12 protein-coding genes are annotated in these 16,485 nt (G+C 69.1%); 11 read left to right on the top strand and 1 reads right to left on the bottom strand.

Annotation, left to right across the window (positions count from 1 at the left end):
* Positions 1–3 precede the first annotated feature (3 nt).
* The 5 genes from AB0J91_RS02600 to AB0J91_RS02580 all read left to right on the top strand — a co-directional run bounded on the left by AB0J91_RS02600 (position 4) and on the right by AB0J91_RS02580 (position 7,209).
* A complete protein-coding gene (locus AB0J91_RS02600; protein ID WP_363863373.1) occupies positions 4–717 on the top strand; it encodes a GntR family transcriptional regulator in 714 nt (237 codons plus the stop codon).
* Positions 718–926: 209 nt separating this feature from the next.
* On the top strand, positions 927–1,307 hold the full coding sequence (locus tag AB0J91_RS02595; protein ID WP_363863370.1) for a VOC family protein: 381 nt from the start codon (positions 927–929) through the stop codon (positions 1,305–1,307).
* 364 nt (positions 1,308–1,671) lie between these two features.
* Positions 1,672–3,525, top strand: a complete 1,854-nt coding sequence (lepA, locus tag AB0J91_RS02590) for a translation elongation factor 4 (protein ID WP_363792781.1) — start codon at positions 1,672–1,674, stop codon at positions 3,523–3,525.
* 380 nt (positions 3,526–3,905) lie between these two features.
* Positions 3,906–6,251 (top strand): arylsulfatase, encoded by a 2,346-nt coding sequence (locus AB0J91_RS02585; protein ID WP_363863367.1) that lies wholly within the window; start codon positions 3,906–3,908, stop codon positions 6,249–6,251.
* A gap of 73 nt (positions 6,252–6,324) precedes the next feature.
* On the top strand, positions 6,325–7,209 hold the full coding sequence (locus tag AB0J91_RS02580; protein WP_363863364.1) for a LysR family transcriptional regulator: 885 nt from the start codon (positions 6,325–6,327) through the stop codon (positions 7,207–7,209).
* A gap of 65 nt (positions 7,210–7,274) precedes the next feature.
* On the opposite strand, the gene AB0J91_RS02575 is transcribed toward AB0J91_RS02580, so the two are convergent.
* Entirely contained in the window at positions 7,275–8,741 is a 1,467-nt protein-coding gene (locus AB0J91_RS02575; RefSeq protein ID WP_363792776.1) for a helix-turn-helix domain-containing protein, read from the bottom strand.
* 119 nt (positions 8,742–8,860) lie between these two features.
* Between AB0J91_RS02575 and aceA the strand changes: the two genes are divergently transcribed.
* The 6 genes from aceA (at position 8,861) to AB0J91_RS02545 (ending at position 16,479) form a co-directional block, all read left to right on the top strand.
* Entirely contained in the window at positions 8,861–10,174 is a 1,314-nt protein-coding gene (gene aceA, locus AB0J91_RS02570; protein WP_363863361.1) for an isocitrate lyase, read from the top strand.
* Between the two features lie 410 nt (positions 10,175–10,584).
* The gene (locus tag AB0J91_RS02565; protein WP_363863358.1) at positions 10,585–11,631 is read left to right on the top strand and encodes a nitronate monooxygenase; all 1,047 of its coding nucleotides are present in this window, start codon (positions 10,585–10,587) and stop codon (positions 11,629–11,631) included.
* A gap of 58 nt (positions 11,632–11,689) precedes the next feature.
* Entirely contained in the window at positions 11,690–12,349 is a 660-nt protein-coding gene (locus AB0J91_RS02560) for an MOSC domain-containing protein (RefSeq protein WP_363863355.1), read from the top strand.
* A 325-nt stretch (positions 12,350–12,674) separates the two neighbouring features.
* Positions 12,675–14,174, top strand: coding sequence for a CoA-acylating methylmalonate-semialdehyde dehydrogenase (locus AB0J91_RS02555; RefSeq protein ID WP_363863352.1), 1,500 nt, complete (start codon positions 12,675–12,677; stop codon positions 14,172–14,174).
* Positions 14,175–14,232: 58 nt separating this feature from the next.
* A complete protein-coding gene (locus tag AB0J91_RS02550) occupies positions 14,233–15,396 on the top strand; it encodes an acyl-CoA dehydrogenase family protein (RefSeq protein ID WP_363863349.1) in 1,164 nt (387 codons plus the stop codon).
* A 48-nt stretch (positions 15,397–15,444) separates the two neighbouring features.
* Positions 15,445–16,479, top strand: a complete 1,035-nt coding sequence (locus AB0J91_RS02545) for an enoyl-CoA hydratase/isomerase family protein (protein ID WP_363863346.1) — start codon at positions 15,445–15,447, stop codon at positions 16,477–16,479.
* Positions 16,480–16,485: the final 6 nt, after the last annotated feature.

Below are 16,485 nucleotides of genomic sequence, written 5' to 3'. Positions count from 1 at the left end.
ACCATGGCGACTACGGCGGGCAAGACCTCGGCTCGGGTGACGGTGCACCGCGAGATCCGGCAGCGCATCATCACCCTGCAGCTGCCGCCGGGGCATCCGCTGTCGGAGAACGAGCTGGCCGGTGAGCTGGAGGTCTCCCGGACCCCGGTGCGCGAGAGCCTGCTGCTGCTCGCCGAGGAGGACCTGGTCCGGGTCTTCCCGAAGCTCGGTTCGTTCGTCGCCAGGGTGGACCCCCAGCGCATCGCCGACGCCCAGTTCGTCCGCGAAGCCGTCGAGGTCGCTTCGCTGGCCGACGCCGTCGAGCACCGCACCGACGAGGACGTCGAAGCCCTGCGCGACCTGCTGCGGCAGCAGCGCGCGGCCGCCGATGACGTGGGCAGGTTCTTCGAGCTCGACGAGGCGTTCCACCAGCGCCTGCTCACCGCGGGCGGTCACACCAACGCCTGGCGCACGGTCGAGCAGGCCAAGGCCCACCTCGACCGCGCCCGCCGCCTCGGCCTGCGCACGGTCAGCCCGGTCTCGGCCCTGATCGACCAGCACACCGCGATCGTCGACGGCTTGGAATCCCGCGACCTCGAATCGGCCCTCGCGGCGCTCCGCGGTCACCTGCGCGCCGTGTTCGAGGACGTCGAGAGGATCCGAGCGGAGTCCCCCGAACTCTTCGTCGACAGCACCGACGAACGCCCGGTCAGGCGCAGCATCACCGTCCTCCGGTGACGATTTGATCAGCACCCTTGGGGTGCCTCGATCGGGCGACGCATTCCAATTTCGCGCGAAATTGGACCGGGATCTTCGCGGCTCGAATTTCGCGCGAAGTTTGAATCCCCGCGCCCGCGGTGCCGAGGTCCAGGCTTGGTCGCTGTCGCGGAGCGCGCTGATCTGCCCGTGTTCGGTGTTTCGGGGTGTTTGCCGGTAGAAATGCGGGCATGGAGGTCTTGAACAGCCGGATGATCCTGCGGCCCGGTGACCACGATCGGTCGGTGCGGTTCTACCGCGACGTGCTGGGGCTGGCGGTCTGTCGCGAGTTCCCCGGTGGCACGGTGTTCTTCCTGGGACAGGGGTACCTGGAGGTCTCCGGTCAGGGGGATCAGGGTCCGAGCCCGGACCAGGTGTTGTGGCTCCAGGTCCGGGACCTCCGCGCGACCTTCGACGAGCTGCGCGAGCAGGCCGTCGCGGTCCTCGCCGAGCCCGAGCACAAGCCCTGGGGCCTGCACGAAGGCTGGATCGCCGATCCCGACGGCATGCGCATCGTCCTCGTCGAGGTCCCCGCCGACCACCCCATCCGCCGCGACACCCGCGGCGACTAGATCGCGGCGATCAACATCGCTGATTTCTCGTTCCTCGAGAGCGGCAGCCGAAAACGCCCGCAGCGCCTCCGTGCGGGCATCGACATCGGGGCGGCCTTCGAGGAGCAGGTTCGAGGTCCGCGTCCCCGGGTGGATGACGGGGCTGTGCTCGAACACCCCGCAGCTTCCCCCCGAGGCGGTGGGGCTTGCCGCCCCGGCAACCTGGGCTCGGGCGGGAGGACCGGGAGTTGGGCGTTGGGTAGTGGGCGTGGCGTGGGACGATGGGGTGACCCCGTGCGCGTCATCCGCCCGGGGGAGACCGGGCCGACGTCTGCCGACGAACGCCGACAGCCGTAGGAACGCCGCCGACATCCGAGGAACCTGAGTGAGCAGTTTCGCCGACACCACGTTCACGCCGCCGGAGCGGATCCGGAACTTCTGCATCATCGCGCACATCGACCACGGCAAGTCGACGCTGGCCGACCGCATGCTGCAGCTGACCGGTGTGCTGGAGGAACGCGCCTACCGGGCCCAGTACCTCGACCGGATGGACATCGAGCGCGAGCGCGGCATCACGATCAAGGCGCAGAACGTGCGCCTGCCGTGGGTCCTCGACGGCGACGAGCACGTGCTGCACATGATCGACACCCCCGGTCACGTCGACTTCACCTACGAGGTCAGCCGTTCGCTGGCCGCCTGCGAAGGCGCGATCCTGCTGGTCGACGCCGCGCAGGGCATCGAGGCGCAGACCCTGGCGAACCTCTACCTCGCCATGGAGCACGAGCTGCAGATCATCCCGGTGCTCAACAAGATCGACCTGCCGGCCGCCGAGCCGGACAAGTACGCCGCGGAGCTCGCGCACATCATCGGTTGCGAGCCCGAGGACGTGCTGCGCGTGTCGGCCAAGACCGGTGAGGGCGTGGACGCGGTCCTCGACGAGGTCGTGAAGCAGGTGCCGGCGCCGCAGGGCGAGGCCGACTCCCCGCCGCGCGCGATGATCTTCGACTCGGTCTACGACACCTACCGGGGCGTGGTCACCTACATCCGGGTCGTCGACGGCAAGATCACCCCGCGCCAGCGGATCAAGATGATGTCCACCAACGCCCACCACGAGCTGCTGGAAGTCGGCATCATCTCGCCCGACCCCAAACCGTCGAAGGGCTTGAGCGTCGGCGAGGTCGGCTACCTGATCACCGGTGTGAAGGACGTCCGCCAGTCCAAGGTCGGCGACACCATCACCGCCGAGCGCAAGGGGGCCACCGAGCCGCTGGCCGGTTACCGCGAGCCCAAGCCGATGGTCTACTCCGGGCTCTACCCGATCGACGGCTCCGACTACCCGATCCTGCGCGAAGCGCTGGAGAAGCTGCAGCTCAACGACGCCGCTCTGACCTACGAGCCGGAGACGTCGGGCGCGCTGGGCTTCGGCTTCCGCTGCGGTTTCCTCGGTCTGCTGCACCTGGAGATCACCCGGGACCGGCTGGAGCGGGAGTTCAACCTGAACCTGATCTCCACCGCCCCGAACGTGGTCTACGAGGTCGAGATGGAGGACGACACCGAGCTCGTGGTGACCAACCCCTCCGACTGGCCCGAGGGCAAGATCAAGGAGGTCTCCGAGCCGATCGCGAAGTGCACGGTGATCGCCCCGTCCGAGTTCGTGGGCACGATCATGGAGCTGTGCCAGAGCCGCCGCGGTCAGCTCGAGGGCATGGACTACCTGTCGGAGAGCCGCGTCGAGCTGCGCTACACGCTGCCGCTGGGTGAGATCGTCTTCGACTTCTTCGACCAGCTCAAGTCCCGCACCCGCGGCTACGCCTCGATGGACTACGAGGAATCCGGGATGCAGGCGTCGAACCTGGTCAAGGTCGACATCCTGCTGCAGGGCGAGCCGGTCGACGCGTTCAGCGCGATCGTGCACCGCGACGGCGCCTACGCCTACGGCACCAAGATGGCCACCAAACTGCGCGAACTCATCCCGCGCCAGCAGTTCGAGGTGCCGATCCAGGCGGCCATCGGCTCGCGCATCATCGCCCGCGAAACGATCCGCGCGATCCGCAAGGACGTGCTCGCCAAGTGCTACGGCGGTGACATCAGCCGGAAGCGCAAGCTGCTGGAGAAGCAGAAGGAGGGCAAGAAGCGGATGAAGACCATCGGCCGTGTCGAGGTCCCGCAAGAAGCCTTCGTCGCAGCCCTGTCCACGGACGAGGGCAAGGACGACAAGTCCAAGGGCGGCAAGAAGTAACCCGCAGTGCAACTCCGATGATCGACTGTCGGTGCCCTCCTTCGGTTTTCGTCGAAGGAGGGCACCGGCGTGTTCGGAGCTCTCGTCGCGCTCGTGTCCGGTGACGGGCGTGGCGCGCGGGAGTGGGTGCCCGGTGGGATAGAAGTCCTCTATGGCGCGTATCGAGCATTGGTCTGCTCTGCTGATGATCTGGGAAAACCCGTGTGAATCGTGACCCGGGTCATGGTCCCAGCCGGTGGATCGGGGTTGTGCGGTTCGGACCTGTGGATAGCATTCGATCGCAAAGGTCTTGCGGTGTTTCGGTTTCCGCCGAGCACATCGATGTTTTCCCCTGGTGCGCCACCAAAAGTGGCGGGCTCGACGCTGCCTGGAGGTTGCTGGTGGACTTCTCCCGCGAACGCTTGCCGATCCCCGACCCTCAGCCCCCCGCCGCCACATCCCTCGACGCCCGCGACCAGGACCCGGCCTTCCAGCCCCGCCAGCCGTTGCGCCCGCCGCAGGGCGCGCCGAACGTCGTCGTGGTGCTCATCGACGACATGGGCTTCGGCGCCCCGAGCGCGTTCGGCGGGCCCTGCAACATGCCCACCGCTGAGCGCTTGGCCGATGGTGGCCTGCGCTACAACCGATTCCACGTCACCGCGATCTGCTCGCCGACCCGGCAGGCGCTGCTGACCGGTCGCAACCACCACTCCGTCGGCATGGGCGTCACCACCGAGATGGCCAGCGCCGCGCCCGGCTACTGCGGGATCCGCCCGCTCAGCGCCGCCACGATCGGCCAGATGCTGCAGGGCAACGGCTACAACACCGCGGCCTTCGGCAAGTGGCACCAGACCCCGGCCCGCGACGTCAGCGCCGCCGGGCCGTTCGACCGGTGGCCCACCGGTGAGGGCTTCGAGAAGTTCTACGGGTTCCTGTGCGCGGAGATGAACCACTGGTACCCGGTGCTGTTCGACGGCACGAAACCCGTTGAGCCCACCCGCAAACCCGAGGACGGCTACCACCTGTCCGAGGACCTGGTGGACAACGCGATCGACTGGGTGCGCGACCAGACCTCGCTCAAGCCCGACAACCCGTTCTTCGCCTACCTGCCCTTCGGTGCCACCCACGCGCCATACCACGTTCCGCAGGAGTACCGGGAGCGCTACCGGGGCGAGTTCGACCACGGCTGGGACCGGCAGCGCGAGATCACCCTGGAGCGGCAGAAGGAGCTCGGCGTCGTCCCGCAGGACGCGGAACTGGCGCCGTGGTCGGAAGGCGTGCCGCACTGGGACGAGCTCTCCGCCGAGGAGCAGCGGGCCGCGGCGTCGCTGATGGAGCTCTACGCCGGGTTCGCCGAGCACACCGACGACCAGGTCGGACGCTTCGTCGACGCCCTCGACGAGCTGGGCGAGCTCGACAACACGCTGTTCGTCTACATCCTCGGTGACAACGGCGCCTCCGCTGAAGGCGGTCTGGGCGGCACGCTCAACGAGCACCGCTTCGCCAGCGGCATCCCCGACAGCGCCGAGTTCATCAACGCCAACGACGGTGCGCTGGGCGATGCGAGCACGCACGCCCACTACCCGGTCGGCTGGGCGCTGGCGATGAACACGCCCTACCAGTGGACCAAGCAGGTCGCCTCGCACCTCGGCGGCATCCGGGACGGCATGATCGTGCACTGGCCCGACGGCATCGCCGAGCGCGGCGGGCTGCGCGACCAGTTCCACCACGTCATCGACGTGGTGCCGACGATTCTGGAGGCCGCGGGCCTGCCGCACCCGACCGAGGTCAACGGCGTCGCGCAGCAGCCCATCGAGGGCACCAGCATGCTCTACAGCTTCAACGACGCCGACGCGCCCGACCGGCACCGCGTGCAGTACTTCGAGATGGTCGGCAACAGGGGCATCTACCAGGACGGATGGATGGCCGTCACCCGCCACGGCACGCCGTGGGTGATGGTCCAGGACGGTGTCCGCCGCTCCTTCGACGACGACAAGTGGGAGCTCTACGACACCAACGTGGACTGGACGCAGTCCCACGACCTCGCCGAGCAGCACCCGGAGAAGCTGCGCGAGCTCCAGCAGCTGTTCCTGGTGGAGGCCGCCAAGCACAACGTGCTGCCGCTGGACGACCGGATGACCGAGCGGGAGAACCCCCTCGAAGCCGGTCGGCTGGACCTGATGGGCGACCGGCGATCGGTCACCTTCCACGCCGGCGCCAAGCGGCTGACCGAGGAGACCGCGCCGAACGTCAAGAACCGCTCGCACACCCTGACCGCGACGGTCGAGGTGCCCGAGAACGGCGCCGCAGGCGTGCTGGTCGCCCAGGGCGGTCACACCGGTGGGTGGTCCTTCTACTTCCACGACGGCAGGCCCAGCTACGCCTACAACTACTTCGGCTCGGTCGTTCAGCACGTCCGCGCTCCGGAGCCGGTGCCCGCGGGTGAGCACGAGGTCAGCCTGCGGTTCGACTACGACGGCGGCGGTGTCGGCAAGGGTGGCGCGGTGACGCTGCGCGTGGACGGCACCGAGGTCGCTTCGGGCCGGGTCGACGCGACGATCCCGTACTACTTCGCCTTCGACGAGACCTTCGACATCGGCGTGGACCGGGCCAGCCCGGTCACCGACGACTACGCGCCGGTCGACAACGCCTTCACCGGAGGGCTGCGGCGGCTGCGCGTCGACCTCGACGACGACCAGTGGGCCGACGTGGAAGCGGCGTCCGCGTTCCGCACCGCCCACGAGTAGGAGGTACTGGCCTGGCGATGTCCCGCCTGGCTGGTGTAATGCCGGGCAGGCGGGATCTTCGCGTGGAGGTGGCATGGACCGGCGGGAGTTGGAGTACTTCCTGGCGATCGTCGAGCACGGCAGCTTCACCGCCGCCGCGCAGGCGATGCACGTCGCCCAGCCGTCCCTGTCGCACGCCATCCGCAACCTGGAGAAGCAGCTCGGCGGCAAGGTCTTCCACCGACTGCCGCACGGCGTCTCGCTCACCCCGGCCGGGGACGCGCTGGTCGAACCCGCCCGTCAGGTGATGCGCGACCTGAGCACCGCGTCGGCCTCCGTCCGCGAGGTGCTCGGGCTCTCCAGCGGTCGGCTGGACGTCGTGGCGCAGACGACGCTGGCCGTGGATCCGCTCGCCGAGCTCATCGGGGTTTTCCTGCGCGAGAACCCGAAGGTCGCGGTCAACATCGCCGACCCCGAGCTGGGGACGGACGTGACCTCGGCGGTGCGGGCCGGTGAGTGCGAGCTGGGCTTGGTCGACTCCGAACACCCCATCGGGGACCTGGGGAGCATGGTGCTGCGCGGCCGGGAGATCTTCGCCGTGCTGCCGCCGGGTGCCGCGCCCGGTCAGAAGCGGTTGAGCGTGCCGGAGATGTCCACCCTGGACTGGATCGCCACCCCGCCCGGCACCGCGACGCGGGCGGTCATCGAGGACACCGTGGGGGCCCGCGGTGGCGAGCCGACTTTCGCGGTGGAGACCGCGCACCAGGCGATGATCGTGCCGCTGGTGCTGGCCGGAGCGGGTGCGACGCTGCTGCCGCGCGCGATGGCCCGCGACGCCGCCGCGAGTGGCGCGGTCGTGCTGCCGCTGCGACCGAAGGTGGTCCGCCGGGGTGTCCTGTTCTGGCGCCGAGGCCCCCTCTCACCAGCAGCGGCGCAGTTCGTCGCGATGGCCGAGACCATCGCCGAACTGCGCCGCTGAGATCGTTCGGTGTTGTTCGATTGGTGAAGTGCTCGGCGGTTGCGGGCTGAGTCCCGCACCGGTTCTCAGGCCTGGTGGGCCTCCACGAAGGCGTAGACGTCGGCTTCGTCGACACCGGGGAAGGTGTCGGCGGGCAGCGCCGCCAGGACGTGGGAGTGGGCTCGGGCCGACGGCCACACCATGCCCTCCCAGCGGCTGGCGAGCTCGGCCGGCGGGCGCTGGCAGCACTCGCCGTTCGGGCAGCCGGACTTGGAGTGGTTGTTGGTGTCGCGCCCGCGGAACCAGCGCGACTCGGCGTAGGGCACGCCGAGGGTGATCGCGAAGTCCCGGCCGCGGCTCGGGTCGACGTGCGCGACGCACCAGTGCGTGGCTCCCGGCTTGTCGGTGTACTGGTAGTACGTCGAGTACCGGTCCGGTGAGGAGAAGACCTGGCGCCCCGACCAGTACCGGCACATCCGCTGGCCTTCGATCGCGCCCGTCGGGTCGGTGGGGAAGACCAGCCCGTCGTTCTCGTAGGCCTTGTGGATGATGCCGGTCTCGTCGTTGCGGACGAAGTGGCACACCAGGTCGAGGTACTGGGTGGCGAGGTTGGTGAACCGGTGCGCGGCCATCTCGTAGGACACCGAGAACACGTCGCGCAGGTCCTCCACGGCCAGGTCGCGCTCGGACTTGGCGTCCTGCAGGAACGGCACCGCGGACTGCTCCGGCACCAGCACGGCGGCGGCGAAGTAGTTGGCCTCGACGCGCTGCCGCAGGAAGTCGGCGAAGTCGCGGGGCTGGCTGTGGCCCAGCGTCAGGTGCCCCAGCGTCTGCAGCAGGATCGTGCGCGGGCTGTGCATGCCCAGCGACTCCCGGCGCAGGAAGATCCGGCGGTTCTTCATGTCGGTCACCGACCGCACCGAACGCGGCAGGTCGGTGACGAACTTCAGCCCGAAGCCCATGTGCGTGGCGATGGACTGGATCATGCCTTCCGACAGCGGCCCACCGTGGTACCCGGAGCGCTTGAGCAGGTCGCTGGCGGCCTTCTCGATCTCCGGGAAGTAGTTGTTGTGCTTCCGCATCATGCCGCGCAGCTCGGCGTTGGCCTTGCGGGCCTCTTCCGGCGTGGCGACCTTCTGCGTCTCGCGGCGCTTGAGCTCCTCGTAGAGGGCGAGCACGTGTTCGAGTGCTTCGGTGGGCAGTCGCTTCCCGACCTTCAGCGGCGGCAGCGAGAGCCGCTGGTAGATCGGGTCGAGCTGGGCCTTCTCCACCGCGATCTCGAGCTCGGCACGCCGGTTCGGGGCCTTCTTCGACAGCAGTTCGTCGACGGAGGTGCCCAGCGCGTCGGCCAGGGATCGCAGCAGCGACAGCTTGGGCTCGCGGTGGCCGTTCTCCAGCAGCGACAGCTGTGACGGCGCTCTCCCCACGCGGTCGCCGAGCTCAACAAGAGTCAATCCAGCGGCTCGGCGCAAGTGCCTGAGCCGCTGTCCAAAGACCAGAAGGTCGTGTTCCGTAGAAAAACTACGGTCTTCTTCGCTGGCGAACTCCGTCATGGCGTTGATGCTAACAGAAAAACCCCGAAATTTACCTGGAAAATCTGGCCCAGTTTCGCTTGGCAGCGCGCAATATTGATTGCAGCAGGTCGCCAGCGATCCCGGAAGGGGAAAAAATCATGAGCATCCGCGAGCAGGCGAAGAAGGCCGCTGAGGAGCTGCAGCGCGATTGGGACACCAACCCGCGCTGGAAGGGCGTCGAGCGTACGCACTCGGCTGAGACCGTCGTCCGCCTCCGCGGCTCGGTGCAGGAAGAGCACACCCTGGCCCGCCAGGGCTCGGAGCGGCTGTGGAAGCTGCTGCACGAGCTCGACTACGTCAACTCGCTGGGCGCGCTGACCGGTAACCAGGCGGTCCAGCAGGTCCGCGCGGGCCTCAAGGCCATCTACCTGTCCGGCTGGCAGGTCGCCGCCGACGCCAACCTGGCGGGCGAGACCTACCCGGACCAGTCGCTGTACCCGGCCAACTCGGTCCCGCAGGTCGTCCGCCGCATCAACAACGCCCTCAAGCGCGCCGACCAGATCAACTGGGCCGAGGCGCTCGACCCGGAGGGTGGCGCCATCGAGGGTGAGGACACCCACTGGCTCGCCCCGATCGTCGCCGACGCCGAGGCCGGCTTCGGTGGTGTCCTCAACGCCTACGAGCTGATGCGCGGCATGATCGGCGCCGGCGCCGCGGGTGTGCACTGGGAGGACCAGCTCGCTTCCGAGAAGAAGTGCGGTCACCTGGGTGGCAAGGTGCTCATCCCCACCAGCCAGCACGTCAAGACGCTGAACGCCGCCCGTCTGGCCGCCGACGTCGCCGGTGTGCCGTCCCTGGTCATCGCGCGTACCGACGCCGAGGCCGCGACGCTGCTGACCAGCGACATCGACGACCGCGACAAGCCGTTCCTCACCGGTGAGCGCACCGCCGAGGGCTTCTACAAGGTCAACAACGGCATCGAGCCCTGCATCGCCCGCGCCAAGGCGTACGCGCCGTACTCGGACCTGATCTGGATGGAGACCGGTACTCCGGACCTGGAGATGGCCCGCAAGTTCGCCGAGGCCGTCAAGTCCGAGTACCCGGACCAGATGCTGGCCTACAACTGCTCGCCGTCGTTCAACTGGAAGAAGAACCTGGACGACGCCACCATCGCCAAGTTCCAGCGCGAGCTCGGCCACATGGGCTTCAAGTTCCAGTTCATCACCCTGGCGGGCTTCCACGCCCTGAACTACAGCATGTTCGACCTGGCCAAGGGCTACGCCAGCGACGGCATGACCGCCTACGTCGAGCTGCAGGAGAAGGAGTTCGGCTCGGAAGACCGCGGTTACACCGCGACTCGCCACCAGCGCGAGGCCGGTACCGGTTACTTCGACACGATCAGCACTGCAATCAACCCGGACTCGTCGACCACCGCGCTGGCCGGTTCGACCGAGACCTCGCAGTTCCACTGATCGTGTGGTTGATGGTGGCCGGCGCGCCTGCTGCGCCGGCCACCCCCTGAACGCACCAGCGGCCCTGTGGCGGGGTGTCGGAAAAATCGCAATGGTGCGAGTGAGCGGGAACCCATGGCGTCGGGTTCCCGCTCACTTTTTTGTCTTTTGATCGTGGCGCCTTTGCTTGGCGGTGCGGGTGGGGAACCTGTGCCGCGCTGTGGACTCCGCGCGCCACTCCTTGAGTGTGTGAATACGCGGCGTCGCGGCGTGCTCGCCACAGCACGGCTCAGAACCCCCGGCGGTGCAAGTTGCTCGGGTGGGTACTGAGAAGCACCTTCGGTGCTTGCCTGACGGTGGGTCCGCGGACGCTGTTCGGGATCGTTGAACGCGGGTGCTGCGGTGGAGTGTTCGGAGGTAGCGTTTTCAACATGATCGTCGAGTCGAGGGTTCCGCTGGTGGCCGCGCCGATGGCCGGAGGTCCCAGCACGCCGGAGCTGGCCGCCGCGGTGAGCGGAGCCGGGGCGCTGGGGTTCCTGGCGGGCGCGATGCTGACCGAGGACAAGCTCGTCGAGCAGATCGCGCGAATCCGCTCGCTCACCGACGAGCCCTTCGGCGTGAACCTCTTCGTGCCCAGCGAGCGCAGGGACGTCGACCTCGACGACTACCGGTCGCGGGTCGCGGAGGCCGCCGGGAGGTACGGGGCGGAACCGGGCTCGGTCGACTGGGACGACGACTCGTACCCGGCCAAGGTGCAGCGGCTCGTCGACGAGCGGATCCCGGTGGTGTCGTTCACCTTCGGACTTCCCGAAGCGTCCACCGTGGACCAGCTGCACGCGGTGGGATCGGAGGTCGTGGTCACCGTGACCACCGCCGACGAGGCCCGGCAGGCGGCACGCGTGGGCGCCGACGCGGTGTGCGTGCAGGGCATGGAGGCCGGCGGGCACCGCGGCGTGTTCCACGACGACCCCGAGCTGCCCGGTGGCGGGCCGCTGCTCGGCCTGCTGCCGGCCATCCGCTCGGTGCGCGCGGCGGTGGACCTGCCGGTCATCGCCGCAGGCGGGCTGGTGCACGGCGCGGACGTCGCGGCCGTGCTGACGGCCGGAGCAACCGCCGCGCAACTGGGGACCGCGTTCCTGGTCTGCGACGAGGCGGGCACCGCGCAGGCGCAACGGGCCCAGATGGCCGAAGGTCAGCGGCAGACCGACATCACGCGGGCGTTCAGCGGTCGCCCCGCGCGCGGTCTGGTGAACCGCTTCATGCTCGACAACCAGGACGCCCCGGCGGCGTATCCGCAGGTGAACAACCTGACCAAGCCGATGCGCGGCGCCGCGGGCAAGGCGGGCGACGCCGAGGCGATCTCGATGTGGGCGGGCCAGAGCTACGCCCACGCCCGCCCGATGCCCGCCGCCGACCTGGTCGGATTGCTGCGCCGCGAGGCGCGCGAAGCGCTGCAGGCGGTCACCGGACGACTGTGACCTTCGCGGTCTTCAAACCCGTTGGGGCGGCTCGGAGAGGTCACGTAGGTTGATCGCCATGAGCGTCGTGTCGTCGGTGAACCTGGCAGTCGTGCGGTCCGGGGAGTGGGCCGGGCGCCTCGGCGAGAGCGGCATCGACAAGCGTCCCGCCGACGCGCCGGTGCTGTTCACCGAAACCGGCGTCCAGGGCGATGCGGTGTGCGACACCAAGCACCACGGCGCCTGGTACCAGGCCGCCTACGCCTTCGACGGCGAGGAGCTGGCGCACTGGTCGGCCGAGCTCGGCAAGGACCTCGTGGCGGGCAACGCGGGCGAGAACCTGACGCTGACCGGCGTGGACAGCACCTCGGCGCTGATCGGCGAGCGCTGGGCGATCGGCGATGCAGTGCTGCGGGTGACCGGACCGCGGCAGCCCTGCCGCGTCTTCGCCGGCTTCTGGGACGTCCCCGGCCTGGTCAAGAGGTTCACCCAGCACGGGCGCACCGGCGCCTACCTGGCCGTCGAGCAGCCGGGCGAGATCAGCGCGGGCGACGAGGTCCGCGTGCTGTCCCAGCCCGATCACGGCGTCCAGGTCGCGGAGGTCTTCGCGCTGACCATGCACGGCCGCGACGACCTCGCCGACCACGTCGCCGGCTGCCTGCCCCACCTGCCGGAGAAGTGGCGGGCCACCGTCGCGGCGAAGATCGACACCGCCCGCGCGCACCGCACCCCCGCCTGAGCGCGCCCGGCGCTGAGAAGACGGCTCGACGGCCTGAGTCCTCGCGCCGTGCATCCGCGCGGCTCCGTCGCCGCCGTCGGCCGGCGGCAGCCCTCGCGCTCCGCGCAGTGCCCGCGGACCGGGACGCTTCGGCTCGGCTCGTCCTCGCGAGACGTCCCTCAAGTGGTGCTCCTCGCGCCTGGATAAAACGGCGTGAAGTGCGCAGAATCGATACTGTGACGCGGCACACCCTGTTGTGCGTGCGTTCCTTGTGGGAAAGATTGGGCTACAAACAGTTTGGCTTCCTAGTATTTCGATGGCCGGTTCGGCGGAGGTGCGGTGCGAGATGACACGCGAGCTGGAGCACTTCATCGGTGGAAAGCGGGTGCCGGGCAACTCCGGTTCCTTCGGTGATGTGTTCGACCCCAACACGGGCCTGGTTCAGGCCAGGGTGCCGCTGGCCTCGACCGACGAGGTCACGGCGGCTGTCGACAACGCGGCTGCGGCGCAGCCGGCGTGGGCCGCGATGAACCCGCAGAAGCGGGCTCGCGTGCTCATGCGGTTCGTGCAGCTGATCAACGACGAGATGGAGGACCTGGCACGCGTGCTGTCCTCCGAGCACGGCAAGACCGTCGCCGACGCCAAGGGCGACATCCAGCGCGGCCTGGAGGTCGTCGAGTTCGCGATCGGCGTCCCGCACCTGCTCAAGGGCGAGTACAGCGACAGCGTCGGCTCCGGCATCGACGTCTACTCGCTGCGCCAGCCGCTGGGCGTGGTCGCGGGCATCACGCCGTTCAACTTCCCGGCGATGATCCCGCTCTGGAAGGCGGCACCGGCGATCGCCTGCGGCAACGCCTTCGTGCTCAAGCCCTCCGAGCGCGACCCCTCGGTACCGCTGCGACTGGCAGAGCTGTTCATCGAGGCCGGAGGCCCGCCCGGGATCTTCAACGTCGTCAACGGTGACAAGACCGCCGTCGACGCGCTGCTGACCGAACCGCGCGTCGAGGCCATCGGCTTCGTCGGGTCCTCCGACATCGCCGAGTACATCTATTCCACCGCCGCGGCGCACGGCAAGCGCGCGCAGTGCTTCGGCGGTGCCAAGAACCACCTGATCGTCATGCCGGACGCGGACCTCGACCAGGTCGCCGACGCGCTGATCGGCGCCGGCTACGGCTCGGCGGGGGAGCGCTGCATGGCGATCTCGGTGGCCGTGCCGGTCGGCGAGGCCACCGCGAACGCGCTGGTCGACAAGCTCGTCGAGAAGATCCAGGGGCTCAAGGTCGGCACCAGCTTCGACGCCGACGCCGACTTCGGCCCGCTGGTGACCAAGCAGGCGTGGCAGAAGGTGCACGACCTCGTGGGCGCCGGCGTCGACGAGGGCGCGCAGCTGGTGGTCGACGGGCGCGACTTCTCGCTGGCAGGCAACGAGGACGGCTTCTTCATGGGCGCCTCGCTGTTCGACCACGTCACGCCGGAGATGCGCATCTACCGCGAGGAGATCTTCGGCCCGGTGCTGTCGATCGTGCGGGCTGCCGACTACGAGGAAGCGCTGCGGCTGCCCAACGAGAACGAGTACGGCAACGGCGTCGCGATCTTCACCCGCGACGGCGACGCCGCGCGCGAGTTCGTCAACCGGGTCAACACCGGCATGGTCGGCGTGAACGTGCCGATCCCGGTGCCGATCGCCTACCACACCTTCGGCGGCTGGAAGCGGTCCGGATTCGGCGACCTCAACCAGCACGGTCCGGACTCGATCCGCTTCTACACCAAGACCAAGACGGTCACTTCGCGCTGGCCCTCCGGACTCAAGGAAGGCGCCAGCTTCACCATCCCGACGATGCACTGATCGCGCGGGCGGGGGCCGGTGATCCCGGTCCCCGTCCGAGCGCGAGGAGGGAGTCGACGTGTCCGTCGCAGCAGTGGTGAGCTCGCCTTTCGAGCTCGCCGACGACCAGCGCGCCATCCGTGACGCCGCGCTGGAATTCGCCCAAGACCAGCTCGCCCCGCACGCCGTGGAGTGGGACCAGGACAAGTACTTCCCGGTCGAGACGCTGCGCGCAGCAGGGGAACTCGGTATCGGCGGCGTCTACGTCGACGAGGCCTTCGGTGGCAGCGGCCTGAGCAGGTTCGACTCGGTTCTGATCTTCGAGGCGCTGGCCAGCGGAGATCCGTCGATCGCCGCCTACATCTCCATCCACAACATGTGCGCGGGCATGATCGACCGCTTCGGCGGCGACGCCCAGCGGGCGCGCTGGCTGCCGGGGCTGTGCTCGATGGAACGCCTCGCGAGCTACTGCCTGACCGAGCCCGGCGCGGGATCGGACGCCGCCGCGCTGCAGACCCGGGCGGTCCGCGACGGCGACGACTACGTGCTCACCGGGGTCAAGCAGTTCATCTCCGGTGGCGGCAGCTCCGACGTCTACGTGGTGATGGCCCGCACCGGAGAACCGGGGCACAAGGGCATCTCCACCTTCGTCGTGGAGGCCGGAGCCGAGGGGCTGTCCTTCGGGGCCAACGAGAAGAAGATGGGCTGGAACGCCCAGCCCACGCGCCAGGTTATCTTCGACGGCGTCCGCGTCTCCGCTGATCAGCGGCTCGGCGACGAGGGCATCGGGTTCCGCATCGCCATGGCCGGGCTCGACGGCGGTCGGCTCAGCGTCGGCGCCTGCTCGCTCGGCGGCGCGCAGGCCGCGCTGGACAAGTCGCTGGGATACGTGCGCGAGCGCAGCGCGTTCGGCTCCAAGCTCAGCGAGTTCGAGGCCTTGCAGTTCAAGCTCGCCGACATGGCCACCGAGCTGGAGGCCGCACGCCTGCTGCTGTGGCGGGCGGCGTGGGCGCTGGACACCAAGGACCCGGCGGCCACCCGGTTGTGCGCGATGGCCAAGCGACTGGCCACCGACGCCGGGTTCACCGTGGCCAACGAGGCACTTCAGATCCACGGTGGATACGGATACCTTGCCGAGTACGGCCTGGAGAAGATCGTCCGCGACCTGCGGGTGCATCAGATCCTGGAAGGCACCAACGAAATCATGCGGCTGATCATCTCCCGTGGTCTGCTGGCGGCCTGACCGCCGCCCCGGGGGCAGCGCCTTCGCACAACGATGGAGTTTCGCACCATGACGGAGTCCGAGATCCTGGTGAGTGAGAACGGCTCGCTCGGGCGGATCACGCTCAACCGCCCGAAAGCCCTCAACTCGCTGACCCTCGGCATGGTCCGGGAGATGACCGAGGCGGTCGAGCGGTGGCGCGACGCCGAGCACATCAGGGCGATCCTGATCGACGGCGCCGGCGAGCGCGGTCTGTGCGCCGGCGGCGACGTGCGCGCCCTGCACGACGCGGCCAAGGCCGGTGACGAGTCGCTGCCCGCGGCGTTCTGGACCGAGGAGTACCGGCTCAACTCCGCGCTGGCCAACTACCCCAAGCCGGTCGTGGGGATCATGGACGGCATCTGCATGGGCGGGGGTGTCGGCATCACCGCGCACGGATCGCACCGGGTGGTCACCGAGCGATCCAAGGTCGGGATGCCCGAGACCGGCATCGGCTTCATCCCCGACGTCGGCGGCACCTACCTGATGTCGCGCACCCCCGGCGAGCTCGGCACGCACCTCGCGCTGACCGGTGGGGCGGTGGGCGGCGCGGACGCGTTGTACTGCGACCTGGCCGACCACTACGTCGACAGCGCCCGGCTCCCGGAGCTCGTCGAGGCCCTGAGCAGCGGTGACGTGGACGAGGTGCTGGCGGCCTTCGCCGCGCCGGTGCCCGAACCGGCGCTGGCCGAGCACCGGGAGTGGATCGACGCGGCCTACGCGGGCTCCGACGTCGAGTCCGTTCTCGCCCGGCTGCGGGACCGTCCCGAGCAGGCCGCGCAGGACGCCGCGACGACCATCGAGACCAAGTCGCCCACGGCGCTCAAGGTCACCCTGCGCGCGATGCGCAGCGGGTACGACTCGCTGGAGCAGGCGCTGACCCTGGAGTACCGGCTGGCCATGGCGTGCGTGCGGATCGGCGACTTCGTCGAGGGCGTGCGCGCCGCGCTGGTCGACAAGGACCGCAACCCGCAGTGGTCTCCCACGACTCTGTCCGAAGTGGACGAATCCCGGGTGCAGAAGTTCTTCGAACCGGCCTCCGACGAGCCGAAGCTGTTCGGCTGAGCGCGG

The sequence above is a fragment of the Saccharopolyspora sp. NPDC049357 genome, assembly GCF_040677225.1.
Taxonomy (GTDB): domain Bacteria; phylum Actinomycetota; class Actinomycetes; order Mycobacteriales; family Pseudonocardiaceae; genus Saccharopolyspora.
Note: the sequence above shows the minus strand (reverse complement) of the source record. Positions and strands in the feature narration are given on the sequence as shown.

Excerpts from the sequence above, each read along its gene's own strand:
- AB0J91_RS02600 (WP_363863373.1), top strand. The coding sequence starts at position 4 with ATGGCGACTACGGCGGGCAAGACCTCGGCTCGGGTGACGGTGCACCGC.
- AB0J91_RS02595 (WP_363863370.1), top strand. The coding sequence starts at position 927 with ATGGAGGTCTTGAACAGCCGGATGATCCTGCGGCCCGGTGACCACGAT.
- AB0J91_RS02555 (WP_363863352.1), top strand. The coding sequence starts at position 12,675 with ATGACACGCGAGCTGGAGCACTTCATCGGTGGAAAGCGGGTGCCGGGC.
- AB0J91_RS02560 (WP_363863355.1), top strand. The coding sequence starts at position 11,690 with ATGAGCGTCGTGTCGTCGGTGAACCTGGCAGTCGTGCGGTCCGGGGAG.
- AB0J91_RS02575 (WP_363792776.1), bottom strand. The coding sequence starts at position 8,741 with ATGACGGAGTTCGCCAGCGAAGAAGACCGTAGTTTTTCTACGGAACAC.
- aceA (WP_363863361.1), top strand. The coding sequence starts at position 8,861 with ATGAGCATCCGCGAGCAGGCGAAGAAGGCCGCTGAGGAGCTGCAGCGC.
- AB0J91_RS02545 (WP_363863346.1), top strand. The coding sequence starts at position 15,445 with ATGACGGAGTCCGAGATCCTGGTGAGTGAGAACGGCTCGCTCGGGCGG.
- AB0J91_RS02580 (WP_363863364.1), top strand. The coding sequence starts at position 6,325 with ATGGACCGGCGGGAGTTGGAGTACTTCCTGGCGATCGTCGAGCACGGC.
- AB0J91_RS02565 (WP_363863358.1), top strand. The coding sequence starts at position 10,585 with ATGATCGTCGAGTCGAGGGTTCCGCTGGTGGCCGCGCCGATGGCCGGA.